This is a genomic window from Capnocytophaga canis, from assembly GCF_043187445.1.
Lineage (GTDB): Bacteria > Bacteroidota > Bacteroidia > Flavobacteriales > Flavobacteriaceae > Capnocytophaga > Capnocytophaga canis.
In genome coordinates this window covers 2,041,152-2,059,799 of sequence record NZ_CP171121.1, presented here as the reverse complement: position 1 = coordinate 2,059,799, position 18,648 = coordinate 2,041,152, and the positions used below count along the sequence as shown (strand labels likewise).

General features: G+C 35.8%; 15 protein-coding genes. 2 read left to right on the top strand and 13 right to left on the bottom strand.

Translation table 11 applies throughout. The features are described 5' to 3' along the window. Positions 1–62 precede the first annotated feature (62 nt). Positions 63–1,487, top strand: coding sequence for a Gfo/Idh/MocA family protein (locus tag ACF3OB_RS08760; protein WP_042346683.1), 1,425 nt, complete (start codon positions 63–65; stop codon positions 1,485–1,487). A gap of 1,012 nt (positions 1,488–2,499) precedes the next feature. Here ACF3OB_RS08760 and ACF3OB_RS08755 read toward each other — a convergent pair. From ACF3OB_RS08755 to ACF3OB_RS08705, 11 genes are all read right to left on the bottom strand, one after another. Continuing rightward, positions 2,500–3,366, bottom strand: a complete 867-nt coding sequence (locus ACF3OB_RS08755; RefSeq protein WP_392447487.1) for a carboxypeptidase-like regulatory domain-containing protein — start codon at positions 3,364–3,366, stop codon at positions 2,500–2,502. A gap of 114 nt (positions 3,367–3,480) precedes the next feature. After that, complete coding sequence (locus ACF3OB_RS08750) at positions 3,481–5,505, bottom strand: M3 family metallopeptidase (RefSeq protein WP_392448779.1); 2,025 nt, start codon at positions 5,503–5,505, stop codon at positions 3,481–3,483. Between the two features lie 82 nt (positions 5,506–5,587). Continuing rightward, positions 5,588–6,289 (bottom strand): DUF4197 domain-containing protein, encoded by a 702-nt coding sequence (locus ACF3OB_RS08745; RefSeq protein WP_042009060.1) that lies wholly within the window; start codon positions 6,287–6,289, stop codon positions 5,588–5,590. 63 nt (positions 6,290–6,352) lie between these two features. Then, a complete protein-coding gene (locus tag ACF3OB_RS08740) occupies positions 6,353–7,060 on the bottom strand; it encodes a beta-carotene 15,15'-monooxygenase (RefSeq protein ID WP_157909095.1) in 708 nt (235 codons plus the stop codon). A gap of 236 nt (positions 7,061–7,296) precedes the next feature. Beyond that, a complete protein-coding gene (gene fabD, locus ACF3OB_RS08735) occupies positions 7,297–8,175 on the bottom strand; it encodes an ACP S-malonyltransferase (protein ID WP_392447485.1) in 879 nt (292 codons plus the stop codon). A gap of 124 nt (positions 8,176–8,299) precedes the next feature. Further along, positions 8,300–8,821 (bottom strand): isopentenyl-diphosphate Delta-isomerase, encoded by a 522-nt coding sequence (gene idi / locus ACF3OB_RS08730; protein ID WP_042005935.1) that lies wholly within the window; start codon positions 8,819–8,821, stop codon positions 8,300–8,302. Positions 8,822–9,011: 190 nt separating this feature from the next. After that, complete coding sequence (locus ACF3OB_RS08725; protein WP_392447483.1) at positions 9,012–9,539, bottom strand: DUF192 domain-containing protein; 528 nt, start codon at positions 9,537–9,539, stop codon at positions 9,012–9,014. 2 nt (positions 9,540–9,541) lie between these two features. Further along, positions 9,542–10,492: a prolipoprotein diacylglyceryl transferase gene (gene lgt / locus ACF3OB_RS08720; protein WP_042345102.1), complete on the bottom strand. Its 951-nt coding sequence runs from the start codon at positions 10,490–10,492 to the stop codon at positions 9,542–9,544. Positions 10,493–10,497: 5 nt separating this feature from the next. After that, positions 10,498–11,997 carry a glutamate--tRNA ligase gene (gltX, locus tag ACF3OB_RS08715; protein ID WP_095911856.1) on the bottom strand — a complete coding sequence of 500 codons (1,500 nt, stop codon included), beginning with the start codon at positions 11,995–11,997 and terminating at the stop codon, positions 10,498–10,500. Positions 11,998–12,183: 186 nt separating this feature from the next. Continuing rightward, entirely contained in the window at positions 12,184–13,005 is an 822-nt protein-coding gene (locus ACF3OB_RS08710) for an ABC transporter permease (protein WP_095911857.1), read from the bottom strand. A gap of 7 nt (positions 13,006–13,012) precedes the next feature. After that, on the bottom strand, positions 13,013–13,912 hold the full coding sequence (locus tag ACF3OB_RS08705) for an ABC transporter ATP-binding protein (RefSeq protein WP_392420096.1): 900 nt from the start codon (positions 13,910–13,912) through the stop codon (positions 13,013–13,015). A 266-nt stretch (positions 13,913–14,178) separates the two neighbouring features. On the opposite strand from ACF3OB_RS08705, the gene fucK reads away from it, so the two are divergent. Continuing rightward, positions 14,179–15,603, top strand: a complete 1,425-nt coding sequence (gene fucK, locus ACF3OB_RS08700) for an L-fuculokinase (protein WP_095893438.1) — start codon at positions 14,179–14,181, stop codon at positions 15,601–15,603. Between the two features lie 120 nt (positions 15,604–15,723). On the opposite strand, the gene ACF3OB_RS08695 is transcribed toward fucK, so the two are convergent. Together ACF3OB_RS08695 and ACF3OB_RS08690 are read right to left on the bottom strand one after the other, a co-directional pair. Further along, the gene (locus ACF3OB_RS08695; RefSeq protein ID WP_095911858.1) at positions 15,724–17,682 is read right to left on the bottom strand and encodes an OmpA family protein; all 1,959 of its coding nucleotides are present in this window, start codon (positions 17,680–17,682) and stop codon (positions 15,724–15,726) included. A 32-nt stretch (positions 17,683–17,714) separates the two neighbouring features. After that, positions 17,715–18,635 carry a type IX secretion system membrane protein PorP/SprF gene (locus tag ACF3OB_RS08690; protein ID WP_095893440.1) on the bottom strand — a complete coding sequence of 307 codons (921 nt, stop codon included), beginning with the start codon at positions 18,633–18,635 and terminating at the stop codon, positions 17,715–17,717. Between the last annotated feature and the right edge of the window lie 13 nt (positions 18,636–18,648).

Below are 18,648 nucleotides of genomic sequence, written 5' to 3'. Positions count from 1 at the left end.
TATTTTTCTTTAAAATCAGTACCTTTGCTAAAATTTGTTATTAACCTTTTAGATATAATAAGATGTTCAAAAAAATCAATCGAATGCTTTTAGGCGGTATGCTCTGCCTAAGCCTTGTGGCTTGTAAAACTAAACAAGTGGGAGCCACCTCAATGGACAAAATAGTGTATCAGCCTATCAAGGTTGAAACTCCAAAACGTCCTGCAGGTCAAACGGACGTGGTAAATTTGGTAACTCCGAAGCTGGAAACTGTTCGCGTAGGTTTTATAGGATTGGGAATGCGAGGACCTAGTGCGGTGCAACGTTTTACACACATTCCTGGAGCAAAAATAGCAGCTCTTGCTGACATACGTCCTGAACGAGTAGAAAAATCTCAGCAAATCTTAGAAAAAGCTGGTTTAGCAAGGGTTCCAGGTTATAGCGGTTCACAGGACGCTTGGAAGGCTCTTTGCGAAAGAGAGGATGTAGATCTTGTTTACATTGTAACTGACTGGGAAACGCATGTCCCTATGGCTTTATATGCTATGGAGCAAGGAAAACATGTAGCCATTGAAGTACCAGGAGCAATGACTATGGAGGATATTTGGGCCTTGATTAATATGGCTGAAAAAAAACGTCTGCATTGCATGATGCTTGAAAATTGCGTGTACGACTATTTCGAATTGACTTCACTTAATATGGCTCAGCAAGGGCTATTCGGTGAAGTAATCCATGCTGAGGGGTCTTACATCCATAGTTTGGATGATTTCTGGAAAGCTTATTGGAATAATTGGCGTTTAGATTACAATGCAAAACACCGTGGCGATGTATATCCTACACATGGAATGGGACCTGCTTGTCAAGCTCTTGACATTCACCGAGGTGATAAAATGAATTATTTGGTTTCTTTTGACACCAAACCTTTCAAAGGGAAGAAATTATATGAGCAATTGACAGGTAAAAATGGAGATAATTTCCAAAACGGAGATCATACTATGACAATGATTAAAACGGAAAAAGGAAAAACAATGCAAATTCAGCACAATGTAATGACTCCTCGTCCGTATTCACGTATGTATCAACTAACTGGAACACAAGGATTTGCTAACAAATATCCTACACAAGGATATACTATTGAACCTGAGAATATTTCAAAAGATGATGTGCCTAATCACGAAAATTTGAATTCTCATGGATTTGTCCCTGAAGATGTGAAAAAAGCATTGATGCAAAAATACAAACACAGAATCCATATTGAATTGGAAGAACAAGCTAAAAAGGTGGGTGGACACGGAGGTATGGATTTCATCATGGACTATCGTTTGGTGTACTGTCTAAGAAATGGACTTCCTTTGGATATGGATGTGTATGATTTAGCAGAATGGTCTTGCTTGGTGCCTCTTTCTAAATTGTCATTAGAGAACGGAAGTGCACCAGTTGAAATCCCTGATTTTACGCGTGGAGCTTGGAACAAAGTTAAAAAATACAGACACGCTTTCGTTGACTAATCCTTTGTGAAGTTATATTGATTTCTAAGGATATAAAAAAATGTCTCGCGAATCTCTGTTATTGCTTTATCTACCACACTGCTTTCTTTACATTTTAAGGAGCTTGAGCAAGTTTTTTGTGATTTTCACAAACCTAAGATAGGAGTTTCTAAAAAATCGAGATATTTCAATTATTAATTAAAAGAGGCTGTCCCCAAAAGGGCGGTCTCTTTTTTGTAATTTGATTAGACGAAAGAGGAACATATGTTAATTACTATTTTGCAATTGAGGGAAAGGCTAAAGGAAAACCACATAGAAGCATAGAAAAACTATGTGCCTATGTGGTTTATTTTCAGCATTTTATCTGTGTGTTATTTTTAGAGAGGTTTTATAGTATATAATTCTAAAACGAACAATCACAAAAAGTTAAATTTACAATAAGGTCCAAATATACCAAAGAGATATAAAAAGGCTTAAGGATAAGAAAAGAAAGTTAATTTTCTTAAAAATACCATTACTTTTTGTTGCAGACAAGTAAAAACAAAAAATTGAAATAAATCCTAATAGGATACAAAAAGCGGTAATACCGATAGTGTTGTTTATAAGATCTGGAATATTTTTATCGAAAGATTCGATAGCTTCCTCTCTGCTATTGGAATGATTAAAAATATGAAACCAAAGAAAAGTAAAATAGGAAATTATTGAAGTTAATATAACGCCTATACCGAAAAGAAATTTGTTCATAATCAATCAATTTAGTTATAAAATTTTATTTTTTTGCACTGGCTTCGTACAAGGATATAACTCGTAGCTTAGTTATTATTTTATTGAAATTCAATAGAATATAAGTCCTTTTAATTGCGTTTTCTGTTCAATAAAAAATGTTTTTTGATTTTCCCCAAAATTATAAAAAACATTTCTAAAATTAATATTGACTTTTAAAAATGTTTTTTATAGCTTTGCGAGTCTGGGTAGACTTTTGAGTGTATTCATTACTTTTTTAACCAAATCTACCATGAATCATGCTTTTTACTTAAATCTTTGTTTTATGACCTTTGATTGCAAAAGACACTCCGAGTCCTAAAGGAATTTTTTGGAACTTGCCGTCATATCTAACCCATCCTCCTGAGAATGCTATCGGGAAGAGAATATTGTAATTATCCCCTTGAATATCAACTAATGATAATTCTATCCAAATTTTTCCTTTGGGTAAATTCACATAGATCTTTTCTGCAAAATCAGTCTTTTCTGTGACTTGTGGAAAATCAATATATATGGGTTTTTCGGTCAGAGGGACGAGTGATTCATCAGCTTCAACCTTGTAGAAGTTCAAACGAAACAGCGTTTTACCAGAGATATTTTTCAAGCATGTAATATGAAATTCTCGTGCAACATACTCTTGGCTTAGGGTTACAAAATCACCGACACTAATTTGTGTTGCTTTATAAGTAGTATTACTTTTCTCGTGGGAGGAGCTATTTTCTTTGTCATTTTCCGAATATTTCCCAAAACTTATTGTTGCACCAGGGAAACGAGTGCCTCTACCTTTGATGGTTCGCAATTTAGGCTCTTTATCAAAAACCACCACGGGGGTCAATTCGATGTGATTTTCTTTCAAGATTATTTTGGAATCTGAAGGGATGTCTTTAATTGCTATTGCTTTTCTATGATAACTCAAATGGGAAAAATAGATACTATCTATCGGTTTTTGAGTTGAAATATCAATGCTAAAATATCCTTTTTCATCGGAAATTACTCCTTTATATGTTCCAACAACACCAATATTCGCATATTCAACCGACTCTCCTTTTTCTCCTACGATTTGTCCTTTCAAGATTTTGTTTTGTCCGCAAACTGTTGATATACAAAAACATATGATTAAAGATAAAAATTGTTTCATTTTTTTAATAAATTAACCGATAATATATTTTTAGAGTGTAAATAATTTAAAAAAACTTTGTCGAAGTTTTTAGATTTCGACAAAGTTGGATTTTGATTATGAATGTATTATGTTTTATTTTACAAGTCCGGCACGTTTCATCAGAGCGTCGGGAGAAGGCTCTTTTCCGCGGAAGCGTTTGTAAAGTTCCATTGATTTTTCACTGCCTCCTTTGCTGAGGATATGTTCTTTAAAACTATTTCCTACTTCTCGATTGAAAATTCCTTTTTCTTTGAACACTTGAAAAGCATCTGCATCCAATACTTCTGACCATTTGTAGCTGTAATATCCAGCGGCGTATCCTCCTTGGAAAATATGTGAAAAGGCGGTCGAAATGCAAGTGTCATCAATTTTTGGGTATAATTCCGTTGGTGCAACAGCCTTATCCTCGAATGATTTAATGTTTTTAATTGTATTCGGATTTGAATTGTGCCACGCCATATCCAAAACGCCAAAACCTAACTGACGCATGGTTTGTAATCCTTCCATAAAAGCAGATGATTCTTTAATCTTATGAACAAGTTCCATGGGAATCAGCTCATTAGTTTCATAGTGTCTTGCGAACAATGCTAAGGTTTCTTCCTCCGAACACCAGTTCTCCAATACTTGGCTTGGGAGCTCAACGAAATCACGCGAAACGCTGGTTCCACTCAGATTAGGATATTTGGTATTGGCAAGAATTCCGTGCAAAGCATGTCCAAATTCGTGGAAAAGCGTACGCAATTCGTAGAAACTAAGCAATGAAGGTTGGGTTTGAGTGGGACGTGTAAAGTTACAAACGATAATCACGTGGGGGCGAGAATTTACTCCATCTTTAATATACTGATTTTTGAAAGAGGACATCCAAGCACCGGCTCTTTTTCCTGGTCTTGGGAAGAAGTCCGTGTAGAACAGTGCTACATAGTTCCCTTTTTCATCGGTAACTTTGTAGGTTTCAACTTCTTCGTGATATTTCTCAATAGTATTTATTTTCTCGAAATTCAGCCCGTAAAGTTTGTTAGCTACTTGGAACATTCCACTAACAGCATTGTCAAGGCTGAGGTAAGGTTTTAGCTTTTCATCATCAACATTGAAACGTTTCTGCTTTAACTTTTCGCTGTAAAACGTAAAATCCCATTTTTGGAAATCTCGAATACCATCTCTTTCCAAAGCAAAAGTTTTAAGTTCTTCCAATTCACGTTGAGCTGCAGGTTTCGCTTTTTCTAACAAATTGTTCAAAAAATCATTTACTATAGTTGGATTTTCAGCCATGGTTTCTTCCAAAACGAAATCAGCATGAGTTTTGTAACCTAATAAATTGGCACGTTCATGACGTAGTTTAGCAATTTCTAAAGCTATTTTTTGGTTGTCGTTATTGTTATTTTGGAAACCACGACTTCCAAAAGCGATAAACATTTTTTTGCGAAGCTCTCTGTTTTCGGCATATTTTATAAAAGCACTGTAGCTTGGAAAATCTAACGTAAATACCCAGCCTTGTTTTTTGCGGTCAGTAGCAATTTGAGCTGCAGCTTCAACAGCAAAGTTAGGCAATCCTTTAAGGTCATTTTTATCGGTAATGTGCAATTCAAAAGCCTGTGTTTCAGCTAATACATTCTCCCCGAAGAGCAGACGTAAACGCGACGTTTCTTTATCAAGTTCACGCAAACGCTCTTTGTCTTTTTCTGATAGATTGGCTCCATTGCGAGTAAAGCCTTTGTATGTTTTTTCTAATAAAGTGGTTTCTTCGGGCGATAGTTTTAATTTTTTACGTCCGTCATAAACCTTTTTAACTCGCTGAAATAAATTTGCATTTAATCGAATATCATTGGAATAATCACTCAACAGGGGAGAAATATTTTGAGCAACTTTTTGTAAATCTTTATTAGTTTCGGCACTGTTTAAATTGAAGAAAATAGCTGTGATTCTCTCCAATTTTTCACCATTGTAAGCCAACGCTTCGATAGTGTTTTGGAATGTTGGTTTTTCTTTTGAATTGGCAATCGCATCAATTTGTTTTAGACTTTCGGCGATGGCTTTTTCGATAGCAGGTTTAAAATCTTCTGCCTTAAACGCGCTAAAAGGTGCCGATTCGTACGATGTTGTAAAGATGGGTTCTCTCATAGATTGTTGAGCTTGTAAACTACCGAATGAAGCGATAGTGCATAAAGTTATTATCTTTTTTTTCATGAACATAATAGTTTTATTAGTCTTGCAAGGCAAAAACTGATTTCAATAATGGAGTGGTACGTGCTGCCACGTTGGTTCGGATTTCTTTCTCTTTGTCGGCTACTTTTGTAAAAAGTCCGTTGATAGCTTGTTTGGTAACATAAGTTGTTAAATCGGCTTCAACAGGAGTTGTTAAAGGCAATTGATTGTAACGATTTATCAAGTTACTCCAAATTTTGTCAGCTCCCACTTGGCTTAAAGAATTCTGTATTTTAGGTGCAAAAGCAGCTTCTAAAGAGCTAAATGTATTGTTTTTCAAGTAAGTAGTTGCTGCATTATTATCTCCTTTCAAAATACCCATAGCATCGTTAATGGTCATATTTTTGATGGCGGAAACAAAAATGGGTTTAGCCTCAGTTACGGCATTTTCAGCAGCTTTATTTAATACCTTTAGTCCTTCATCAGCTAAGGCTCCTAAACCGATTTTTCGGAGTGTAGCATCCACTTTTTGCAACTCGGCAGGAAGTAAAATTTTTACGGCTTGATCTTGGAAATAGCCTCCATCTTTACTAAGTAAGTCTACCCCGTTAGAAACACCAATTTCTAAAGCCTGTTTCAATCCATCAGTAATATTAAAACCTGTGGTTGAAGATGTTGAATTGATAACTTGCTGCAATTCAGCACAACTATTCAATGTAAACGATGCTACAAAGAGCAGAGGTAAAGCGATTTTTTTCATACTATTCAATTTTATATTATTCTATTATTTTATAAACACTTTGCTAAACCATAAAGCTGATTTCTATCTTTTAGTTATTGCATACAAAGCGTAATTTATGGCATAGAAGAATGGTAGAGTAAAACATATTCCAACAACAAAAACTAAGATTCCAGAAAACCCCATAATGATTCCAAAAGCTAATGCTAACAAAACCGTGAACATGAATGGTGCAATACGTGCTGAGCTTTGTCTCATAGCATCAACCAGTGATAGATTTTCAAATATTATTATAGGGATTGTTAGTGTTACCAACAATGAAATTAATATGGAAATAGAAACGTTTGCTACTTCTAAACCCAGAAAGTTCAAAAGTATGGAAATAATCGTTTTTATGGCTGTGATCACCAAAACAGAACCTAAAATTCGAGCCGTATAAGGAGAGTTGTAAAATGAAAATAATTGTTTCATCGTTGGAAGCTCATTTTTTTGCACAGACCCAAAAATGCTATAAAACCCAGCAGTCATAGGAGCTATTATGCAGTTGATGAGCAACATAAATACTGTGAATTTAATTTGAAAGTCAGGTGAAATAAGAATACTTTGAAGTTGTTCAGGTGTTTGTATAGTAAAACGAGAAATCTCTTCCAAAGGAATGCCTAACAGCATCGGGAAAATAACAATATATAATCCAGTTATGACCAGAAACAAAACCAACATCCCTAAAGCGTTTACTAAGATAGAGGTGCGGAAAACTTCCCAAGCGGTTTTAAAGATATAAGCAATCGACACTTTTGTATATTTTTTTTACAGATGCGTTCCTATTTGGATATGCAAAAATACATGAAATCAAACAAGGAACAAATATATGGAATTATATTGAAAAATAGGAAAATAAGTAATTGAAATCTAATTTTTAAGATTTCTACTATTCGTTAAACAATTGTTTTTATCAAAAAAATGGGATTTATGAATTTCTGCTAAATCCCATTTGTTTTTATTACGGTAATAAATACATTTTTGTAAAACTACTCAGCTGAACTTACTACAGCGTCTTTATTAATTTTTTTAACCAACCCTTGCAACACTTTGCCCGGCCCCACTTCAATAAATTCAGAAGCCCCATCTTGAATCATTTGCTGTATGCTCTGTGTCCATTTCACAGGGGCAGTTAGTTGCTGGATAAGATTCTTTTTAATCTGGTTTTCATCACTGACGGCTGTTGTTGTTACATTTTGATACACAGGACATATAGGTTTACTAAAGTGCGTATTCTCAATAGCCTTTGCTAATTCTTCCTCGGCGGGTTTCATCAATACTGAATGGAAAGCCCCTCCTACAGGTAGCACTAATGCTCGTTTAGCTCCTGCGGTTTTCATGGCTTCACAGGCTTTTTCTATAGCACTCAATTCACCCGAGATCACCAATTGCCCAGGACAGTTGTAATTTGCAGGAGTTACAATACCTTCGATGGATTCACAAACCTTTTCTACTACGGCATCATCCAAACCTAATACGGCAGCCATTGTTCCTGGTTGTAATTCACATGCTTTTTGCATCGCCAAAGCTCGTTTGGAAACGAGTTGCAGTCCGTCTTCAAATGACAGAGTTTTGTTAGCTACCAGTGCCGAAAATTCTCCTAATGAATGCCCTGCAACCATTTGAGGACGGAATGATTCCCCTAAAACCTTACTCAACACTACGGAATGTAGAAAAATGGCAGGTTGTGTCACTTTCGTCTGTTTCAAATCCTCCTCTGTCCCGTTAAACATTACTTCTGTGATTGAAAAACCTAAAATGTCATCGGCTTGTTTAAAAAGTTCCTTGGCTACGGTTGACTTCTCATATAAATCAAGTCCCATACCAACAAATTGAGCTCCTTGTCCTGGAAAAATATATGCTTTCATAAGTATATCAATTTTATTTTTTATAATCTATTTTAAAAATAAAGATTCGTATTTTCAATTAAAACCTACATTGCAAGAATCTAAGATTTATATATTTATGTCTTAGAACCCGCAGAATCTTAAATTACTTATTAACAATTAAGTAATCATAAAACCTATCAAAGATGATTTTAAACCACTCGGTGTATTTTTGAGGATTTGCATCAATATCAATTTTCACCTTTTCAGGGGTTTCCCATTTCCAATCGGCAACTTCTTGAGAATTGATTTGAGGTGCGTGGTCGTAAAAACCAAGCAATACGTGGTCAAATTCATGCTCTGTAAGTCCGTTATCAAAAGGCGCCTTATATATAAACGATATAACATCTTCCAATTCGGTGGTAAAGCCCATTTCTTCTTGTAGTCGTCGCTTACCTGCTTCGATATTACTCTCATTTTCACGCTGATGACTACAACAAGTGTTTGTCCACAACCCTGGTGAATGATACTTATGTAATGCACGTTGCTGCAACATCATCTCGCCTTTTGCGTTCATCACAAACACCGAGAAAGCCCTGTGAAGCAAAGCTTTTTGATGTGCCTCTATTTTTTCCATCAACCCGATTGGATTGTCGTTTTCATCAACTAATATCACTCGCTCTTCCATAGTTTTCATGGGGTTATGTTTTATTCTTACGTAAAAGAGTCGTTTCCCAAAATATTAGGTTAATCCTCTAATTATTTGATCGGTTTCTTACACTCATGTAAGTTTAAGATATGCTTTTTATTTTTGATTTTCAGTAATTTAAATAAAATAGAATTCTACAAAAAAATGAAGTTTTCGAAAAAAACGTTACCTATTTTATAAGTTGATACGTAATGTTATCCCCTACATCAATACCCCATTTATCGGACAACCCGCCATTGATTTCCAGAACATACATTGCTGGTGCTTCTGAAGGCATTGACGACTCATCATAGGGTTTAGCTCTTTTTACAATGCTAACTATCTGCAAATCTTTATTTAAATAGATAATATCCAACGAAAATTCTGTATTTTTCATATAGAAGGAACGAGGCTCCTCCTCTTTAAAAATAAAAAACATTCCTTGGTTTTCGTCCATTCCTTTACGATACATCAACCCTAAGGCTCTTTCATTAGGTGTATCAGCCAATTCTATATCTATTTTACGTACCAATTCCCCTTGTTTGAAAATCGACACTTCCGCTTCTTTAGTAAATTCTATTTCAACCTCTTTGATTTCAGAAAAAGCCATTGTTTCTTGCTCCTTTCCTGAAAAAAAAGCGGGTAAAACATATGCTAAAGCTGCAATTACAAGTATTCCTAATGCTAAAGGAACAAAATATTTTCTAAAAAACTCCATTTCTACACCTTTTTTCTAAATAATAAATAAAATCCTACTACAATAAAAGGCAAACTCAACCATTGTCCTGTTGACAAAAGCCCTAAGGTGCTTTCAAATCCGCCTTGACTTTCTTTGACAAATTCCACTGCAAAACGAATACCCCAGAGTAACACCAAAAATAACCCGAAAATGAAGAAAGGTTGTTTTCTTTTGTCCGTTTTCCAGTAGGTGAACCACAAAACCCAGAACAAAAGGAAGTAGCCTACCGCTTCATAAAGTTGTGCGGGGTGTTGATATGGAATAGCTGCCAACACCTCAGAAAAACGCGGATCGTTAGCGATGAGATGAAAGGCTTCTTTAGGAGAGCTTTGCCCTGTAAGCTCCATGGCTTGTCGGGATGAAATTTCGCCTCCTTGTACAAATTTTACCCCTAACGGATAACTTGAATCTACCACTTTTCCATTAATTTCCGAATTGAAGAAATTCCCCAAACGAACAAACATTCCCCCTATGGTAATCGGAATTACGATACGATCCAGCACCCATGAAAGGGTAATATCTTTATACTTACGTATATAAAAAACCATTGCAACAATAATTCCTATGGCTGCTCCATGACTTGCCAGACCTGCAAATCCTGTAAACTCCCATCCTTTGATAATCCCAAAAAGACTTTCGTTCGGATTTTTACGAATCGGTAGGAAAATTTCTAAAATATTATGTTGAAAATAATCCCAATTATAGAAAAAACAATCCCCGAGACGAGCCCCTACTAAGGTAGCCACAGCAGTATAAATCAATAAGGTATCTAACTGCTGTAATGTTTTTCCCTCATTGAGATATATCTTTTTCATTACGTACCACCCGAGACTGAATGCAACTAAAAACATCAGGCTGTAATAACGAATGGCAATTCCTCCGATAGAAAAGAAAATCTCATCAGAGTTCCATATAAAATTTAACGCTGTCATCTTTTTTATCCATTTATTGATTTAATAGCTTCTATTCGTTGTAGAGTCTCCTCTTTTCCGATTACTTCCATAATGTCGAAAATGTGAACACCTTTCATTTCACCAACTAACGCCAAACGTAATGGAGGCATAACTTGTCCGAAACTATATCCTTTTTCTGTAATATGATTTTTTACAGCTTCTTCTAACGGAACAGATGAAAAATTGGAAGTTTCTTTGATAATTTGAGCTACTTCGGTCAAAATTTGAGCTGTATTTTCTTTCCATTGCTTTTTCATCGCTTTATCCTCGTAAACGGATGGTTTTTGGAAAAAATAACTTCCTAATTCCCAAAAATCGGACACAAACGTAGCTCGTTCTTTTATCAAATGAACGATTTTTTCGACCTTATCCGTAGCAATAGAAATCCCTTTTTCTATAAGGATTTTCGAGAAATCGTCTGCCAATTCTCTGTCAGACTTCTTCTGTAGATATTGGTGGTTAAACCATTTGATTTTTTCAGGGTCAAAACGAGCCCCTGCCTTATGAACTCGCTCCAAATCAAATAGTTCTATCAATTCATTCAAAGAAAATATTTCCTGATCCGTACCTGGATTCCAGCCTAAAAGTGCTAAGAAATTTACTAATGCCTCAGGAAAGTAGCCTTCCCCCTTGAACCCTTTGAGTGGAGCATCTCCCTCTGTCCAATCTAGTGGAAAAACGGGGAATCCCAACTTGATTCCGTCACGTTTGCTGAGTTTTCCGTTACCTACGGGCTTCAAGATTAGGGGCAAATGAGCAAACTGCGGAGCCTCCCATCCAAAAGCACGATATAATAGCATGTGTAAAGGCAAGGATGGCAACCACTCTTCCCCACGGATAACGTGTGAAATTTCCATCAAATGGTCGTCTACAATATTTGCCAAATGATATGTCGGCATTCCATCACTTTTGAATAATACCTTATCATCCAAGGTTTTGGTGTCGATGATTACCTCTCCACGTATTAAATCATTCATTTTCAGCACTTCTTCAGGCATTTTAAAACGAATCACAAATTCATCACCACGGTCAAGGCGTTGTTTAACTTCTTCTTCTGTAAGGGATAATGAATTCTTTAGTTGAAGACGAGTTTGCCAGTTATAAATGAACGTTTTTCCTGCAGATTCGTATTCTTTACGCTGATTGTCAAGATCTTCAGCCGAGTCAAACGCATAATAGGCTTTTCCTTTCTGAATAAGCTCATCAGCATACTTTTTATAAATTTCTTTTCGTTCACTTTGGCGATAGGGAGCATGTTTACCTTCTTTACCAACGCCTTCGTCAAACGGAATGCCACACCAGTTTAATGCCTCAATGATGTACTGCTCAGCTCCTTCTACGTAACGAGTTTGGTCTGTGTCCTCAATACGAAGAAGAAAATCTCCTTCATGTTTTTTAGCAAATAAGTAATTGAACAATGCGGTACGTACGCCTCCTATGTGTAAAGCTCCCGTTGGACTGGGTGCAAATCGAACTCTTACCATATGTTTTCGGTATTTTACAAATCAAGAATGCAAAGGTATAAATTATTCGTAAAATAATTAAAAATATTTCACCCAAATATTTTTTAGAAAATTAACCTCTAAATGTGATTTTTATTTGTACTCAATGCCATAAAGAAGCATATATCAATTAACAAAAAACAAGTTTTGGGATAATTCTTTCGTTTTTTATAAATCTCTATTTTTTATGATTTTGTAGGACATTAATACGAAAAGAATTGTCCAACAACAAACAATCAGAATATCAGAAATTTGCACTGAAAAATCATACGGAATATTTATTCCCGTTTCATTAGCAAACTCCTTGATACCGTTCATTCGGGTAAAAGGTTGTTTGATAAGGTTGGACATGGCTTCCAGTGGCAAAATCCGCTTGATGATGCCTAAACTTTCGTGTCTTTGAGAAAAAATAGTTAAAAATTGCTCAATAACATACCACAACGCCAAAAAACCTAAAGAAAAAGCTGATTTTCGGGTCAGTACGCTAAAAAACAAACACATTGTAAAGAAGCCAACCAATTTTACGAAATAAGCTAATAAGTATTCTAATTGAGAAAAAATGATAAGTATTTCATCATATTTTGAATAAATTAACCCTAATACTAAGGAAACTAAAAAGACTACAAGTGTAGATATGGCAGAAAATAATACTATGGTCAGAAACTTCGAATACACAAACTCTTTTTTGCTCAAACCATCAATAAGGTTTTGCTTTAAGGTTTTGTTACTGTATTCATTAGCAACCATAGAAACCACTACAATAGCAAAAAATAATTTAAAGAAAGCTGCCATGTAGGTGTTGAAATGCCATACAAATGGGAAATCAAAAATACCTTGCTTTGCCAAATGAAAAACGAAAGCTCCAAAGTCAATTTTTACGGTTGCAAATAAGGCTAAAAAGGCGAGTGAACCAAAGTAGGCTATTATTAAAATACGACTACTTTTGCTGTTCCATATTTTTATAAGTTCTATTTGTAATAATCGAAGCATAATAATTTTAATTTGTATGATTAGTTAATTTAAGGAACTGATTTTCAAGACTTTCTTTTCGTTTTACTAAGTGAGAAAGTACGTAACCTTTTTCAAAAAGTCGTTTATTCAATTCTTCAGAAGGAATGTCGGTTTTCAAATAAGCTCGAATTAAATTTCCTTCAATGATAATTTTATCAAATTCCGTGAAATCTCGTAAAGCTTCTTGCAATTTTTCATTGTGCTGGGTAGCTAACTCAAAAAATCCGTAATCGTTGAACATAGCGTCGACACGTCCGTTGTAACGCATCTTTCCTTGTTGTAGTACTACCACGTGCGTACACACTTTTTCTACCTCATCCAATAAATGCGATGCCAATAACACGGTTACTCCTTGAGATGCAATATAGCGTATGAGTTCCCTAATTTGGTGTATTCCCTGCGGATCAAGACCGTTGGTAGGTTCATCTAAAATTAAGATTTCGGGGTCATTAAGGAGTGCAGAAGCAATTGCTAACCGCTGCTTCATTCCCAATGAAAAAGCTGAAAATTTACGATCTTTGACTTCCCACAAGCCTACTAATTGCAATTTTTCTTGGATTTTATCAGTTGTAGCTCCCTTAATTTTGCAAACCAAACGCAGATTTTCATAAGCCGACATATACGGGTAGAAATTCGGACGTTCGATGATGGCTCCTATACGTTTTAGAGCCTGTTGATTAGATATATTTCCATTAAACCATTGATATTCACCCGAAGTTTTATTCACCACATTGAGAATCATTCCCAAAGTTGTGGATTTCCCGCTTCCGTTAGGCCCTAACAACCCGTATATACTGCCTTTTTCAATTTGGAACGAAACGTTATCTACGGCTACGAAACTACCAAACTTTTTTGTTAATTGCCGAATTTCTAAAATTGTTTTCATTTCTTGAACTGCTATTTTATGCAAATGTACAAAAAAGTAGTTAAAACCAAATTGCAGTTTATTTTTAGTGTGTTTTAGGAGATTGTATTTCTTTACAGATTTTAGCTACAAATTTAATGTCTGAATGCCAATGTAAATCCATTTATTATTCATATCTTTGCTTTGAACTGAACCAAAGGATGTAATTGAATTTTATCGCAACTTTTTCACGTGAAAAGATGAAAAAATAACTTCAAACTTACTTTCCTTTATAAAATTTTAAAAAGATGAAAAATCCATTAGCCTTACTTTTTGATTGTGGAGCTACTAATGTACGTGTAATAGCCATGGACATACACGGAAATATTGAAGCTTCTCAATCCTATCCTAACCAAACCGAAGCCGATCCTCATTACGAAGGCGGACGTATTTGGAATGTTGACGCTATCTGGGAGAAACTGTGCAAGGCTGCTAAAATCGTAACTTCACAAATCGACACCTCTCGAATTGTAGGGGTTGCTACCACAACCTTTGGCGTGGACGGAACGCTCGTAGCCGAATCAGGTGAATTGCTCTATCCCGTCATCTCTTGGCAATGCAAACGCACCGACTCCATTATGGAAAACATCGGTAATTATATCCCTGTAAAGGAACTATACACAACATCAGGAATTTTACCGTACAGCTTCAATACCATTAATAAATTAATATGGTTTAAAGAAAATCACCCTGAATTGCTACAGCATCCAAAAGTTCAATTTCTTTATATGCCGTCGCTACTAAATTTCCGTTTAACAGGTAACAAATTGAATGACAGCACAATGTCAGGAACATCAATGCTTACTGACTTATCACAACGGAACTACTCACAAAAAATATTCAATGCACTCGAACTTCAAATATCCCTTATGGGAGATACAGCCTCAGCGGGAACAAAAGTTGGGAGTATAACCTCCCGAGCCTCTATTGAAACAGGAATTCCTGAAAATACACCTGTTTTTTTAGCAGGACACGACACCCAGTTTGCTATCATTGGTTCAGGAGTAGGAATGAACCAACCTGTACTCAGTTCAGGTACGTGGGAAATTTTGATGTCTCGAACCCAGCACTATACTGTTTCTGAAGCAGAATTTGGCTTAGGGCTGACCACAGAATTAGACGCCGAAGAACACACCTACAATATTGGTGTAAATTATTTAGGATCAGGAGTTTTAGAATGGATTCGACGAATGTTTTACATGGATATTCCTCAGGAAGATGTATATTCGGTGATGATTTCAGAGGCCGAAAAAATTCCGATGGGATGCGAGGGAGTACGCGTGAATCCAGATTTTCTGGATAAAGAAAATGGTTCAGAAGGAGCTATTATAGGCATCACCCTGCAAACTACAAGAGCTCATATCTATCGAGCTACCTTAGAAGCTTTGGCTCATAAATTAAAAAAAGCCCTACAAGCTGTTGAAAAGGCAGGAAATTTTAAAGCTGAATACATTACTTGCGTTGGAGGAGGCACAAAAAACAAGCTATGGAATCAGCTACGAGCCGATATTTGTGATTTACCGATAAGACTAATCAAACAGAAGGAAACCACTGTTTTAGGATCATCGATGTATGTTTTTAAAGCAACAGGATTTTTTAACTCCATTGAAGAAGCTCAAAGTCACTTAGATTATCAACCTGAGATAATTTACCCATCTTCAAGAAATGTGTAACAATTTTCCAAATGATTATTATTGAGGGGAATGTAGCATTCAATATTAAATAGTCGAAAATGAAAGCCTCTGAAAGTGAACATACTTTCAGAGGCTTCTGGTGTAATAAAAAAACAATAACTATTTCATCTCAATAATGATAAATTCACTTCGGCGATTTGCTTGATGTTCTTCCTCAGAACATGAAACACCATCCGAACAACCATTAACTAACTGAGTTTCTCCATATCCTTTTCCTGTGATACGACTCTTATCTATTCCGTTATCAATAATCCATTTTACTGTAGATTTGGCTCTTCTGTCGGACAATGACAAGTTATAGGCATGTGACGCTCGGCTGTCGGTATGCGAACGAACATCAATTTTTATATTCGGATGTTCTTTCATAACTTGAAGAACCTTAGCTAATTGCACTTCAGCGTCAGGACGAATATTCGATTTATCTAAATCAAAATAAATTTCCTTAATATTCAATACTTTTGCCAAATCAACGTCTTTCTCAATTTTAACAACTCGTGGTTTTAACATGATTTCGTAATACACTTCTCTATCATTACCCGTTGTAGTTACTTTTACTTCGGCTGTTTCAAATCCTTCTTTCTCCCCTTTTAAGTAGAAATGAGGTTCTTCACATCTGATTAAATCTCCTCCGAAAGAGAAAGCTCCTTGTTCGGTAGCCGTTTCGGATTTCAATAATGTCATATTTTTGCTTGACAATAAAACTTTTGCATTTGGAATAATCTCATTAGTTTCTGAATTTTTAACCACTCCTCGCATGATTTTTGAACAATAAAACTGTAAAGGAGAACGCTCATAAAACGAATAAATATCATCTTTTCCTTTTCCTCCTGGACGGTTTGAAGTCAAAAATCCTATCTTTTTATCGCTATCAATTACGAAACAGAAATCATCATCGGCACTGTTGGCAGGCATACCAATGTTGATTGGCTTTGACGTTGTTCCATTGTCATAGAGCTTAACCGCAAAAATATCCAACCCTCCCAAACCTGGAAATCCATCTGATGAATAATACAGTATGTTATCTTTTGAAATGAAAGGAAACGACTCACGTCCCGTGGTATTAATCACATTCCCTAAATTTTCAGGTTTTCCATAACCATTTTCTAAAATCTTTACACGGAAAATATCAGAAGTTCCCAGAGTTCCTTCCATATCCGAAGCAAAATATAAATACTGCTCATCAGAGCTTAACGCTGGATGTGCCACATTGTAAGCATTGCTGTTGAAAGGCATCTCAATCACATTGCCCCACTTACCGTTAGCGTCTTTAGTCGCTCGTAAAATTTTTAAGAGAATAGTATTTTCACTATTCATTCTTACTTTTTTATTCACATAATTATTACGTGTGAAATAAACGGTATTGCCATCCTTAGTAAAGACAGCCGTAGATTCGTTGAATTTTGTATTAATATCCGAAGGAAAGAGATGTTTGTTTGACAAAGTAATACTGTCCTGTTGTGCTATGTATAAATCGTAAAAACTCTCGCCTGTCCATTGTGAAGTTTGCTTGAACATACTACTATTACTCGCTGCAAAAATAACCTTATCTCCACCATAGAACGCAGCTCCATACTCTGAATGCTCTGTGTTGATATCCGTATGATACAATTCCATACGATTCGAATTATCTTTGATAATCTCTTGATAATTTCTATTCTCTTGGAATAATATCGCCCTCGTATCATTCGCATCTGTCAACTCAACAAACTTAACCATCATCCTATCAGCCTCATCATAACGTTCCGCCGATTTTAACGAAAGTGAATAACGGTAGTAGTATTCTGGTTCGATTTTGTATTCTGAATTGGCAAATAATTGTTCATACCAAACCAATGCTGCCGTATAATCAGCATTGAAATAATACGAATTACCCAAACGCTCCAACAACTCCTGATTCACAAAACCCTTCTTAGCTATACTTTCGTATATCTTAATAGCATCTACATAAGCATAATTCTGATACAAATCATTCGCCTTCTGTAATTCCTTTTCCTGTGCAAAAATATTTGCCGTTATTCCTAATAATAGAAAAAACAATAATTTATGGTATATTTTCATAGTATGATTACCTTCAAGATTTAAACTTTAATTTAGAAGAAACGCGGAGACACAACCTTTTTGTACATCTTCACCAATTCGTAGCGTAAAAAGATTTCATGAGAACCTGAGTTGTAACGAGAAAGTTCTGTCGTCTCAAAATCATAACCGTAGCCTATAAACCAACGATCATTCACCTGAAAACCTGCCATCAAACTCACTGCAGCTGACCAACGCCAAGCAGCTCCAAACACAAAACGCTCATTAAACATGAAATTTGCAGATACATCCAACTGCAAAGGAGCTCCATAAGACATCTTTGACAATACAGCAGGTTTGAACTTGATATTATCACTCAAATCAAAAACATATCCCCCTATCAAGTAAAAATGTTGGGTGTTTTTCAATACAGAAACCCTACGATCCTTTGACTCGTAAATCTCTGTCTCCAACAAATTAGGAACCGAAAAACCTATGTAATACTTATCCGAATACCAAAAAACACCCGCTCCTACATTCGGTGAAAATATAGTACTATTCTCCGAAAAATGTGTGTCTGATGGATCGTACAAACGAAGTTTATTATAATCCAAACTAAAAATCTCTGCTGTACCCTTTAAACCAAAAGCTAACTTCGAATTATCAAAATTCAAAGTATACGAGAAATCTAACATAAAACTCGTATTGGTTTGTGGCCCTATTGCGTCATAGAACAACGAGTACCCCAAACCCACGTTTCGCAAACGCTCCTGAGGAGCATGATAACTAATCCCTCCACTGCGAGGAGCTCCATCCAAACCAATCCACTGTGCTCGGAATATTCCAAAAAAACTATCAACACCACGAGACCCCGTATATCCCGGATTAAACATCATCGTGTTGTACATGTATTGTGTGTACTGTGATTCTTGTTGAGCAAAAACCATTGTGGCAAACAGCAACATCACCACTGAAAAAAGATTTCTTTTTTTCATATCGACTTATTTA

What these genes read in the sequence shown, in the direction of transcription:
- fabD (WP_392447485.1), bottom strand. Translation starts at nt 8,175, where the DNA reads ATGAAAGCATATATTTTTCCAGGACAAGGAGCTCAATTTGTTGGTATG.
- fucK (WP_095893438.1), top strand. Translation starts at nt 14,179, where the DNA reads ATGAAAAATCCATTAGCCTTACTTTTTGATTGTGGAGCTACTAATGTA.
- ACF3OB_RS08690 (WP_095893440.1), bottom strand. Translation starts at nt 18,635, where the DNA reads ATGAAAAAAAGAAATCTTTTTTCAGTGGTGATGTTGCTGTTTGCCACA.
- gltX (WP_095911856.1), bottom strand. Translation starts at nt 11,997, where the DNA reads ATGGTAAGAGTTCGATTTGCACCCAGTCCAACGGGAGCTTTACACATA.
- ACF3OB_RS08710 (WP_095911857.1), bottom strand. Translation starts at nt 13,005, where the DNA reads ATGCTTCGATTATTACAAATAGAACTTATAAAAATATGGAACAGCAAA.
- idi (WP_042005935.1), bottom strand. Translation starts at nt 8,821, where the DNA reads ATGGAAGAGCGAGTGATATTAGTTGATGAAAACGACAATCCAATCGGG.
- ACF3OB_RS08745 (WP_042009060.1), bottom strand. Translation starts at nt 6,289, where the DNA reads ATGAAAAAAATCGCTTTACCTCTGCTCTTTGTAGCATCGTTTACATTG.
- ACF3OB_RS08760 (WP_042346683.1), top strand. Translation starts at nt 63, where the DNA reads ATGTTCAAAAAAATCAATCGAATGCTTTTAGGCGGTATGCTCTGCCTA.
- ACF3OB_RS08750 (WP_392448779.1), bottom strand. Translation starts at nt 5,505, where the DNA reads ATGAGAGAACCCATCTTTACAACATCGTACGAATCGGCACCTTTTAGC.
- ACF3OB_RS08725 (WP_392447483.1), bottom strand. Translation starts at nt 9,539, where the DNA reads ATGGAGTTTTTTAGAAAATATTTTGTTCCTTTAGCATTAGGAATACTT.
- ACF3OB_RS08755 (WP_392447487.1), bottom strand. Translation starts at nt 3,366, where the DNA reads ATGAAACAATTTTTATCTTTAATCATATGTTTTTGTATATCAACAGTT.
- ACF3OB_RS08695 (WP_095911858.1), bottom strand. Translation starts at nt 17,682, where the DNA reads ATGAAAATATACCATAAATTATTGTTTTTTCTATTATTAGGAATAACG.
- ACF3OB_RS08705 (WP_392420096.1), bottom strand. Translation starts at nt 13,912, where the DNA reads ATGAAAACAATTTTAGAAATTCGGCAATTAACAAAAAAGTTTGGTAGT.
- lgt (WP_042345102.1), bottom strand. Translation starts at nt 10,492, where the DNA reads ATGACAGCGTTAAATTTTATATGGAACTCTGATGAGATTTTCTTTTCT.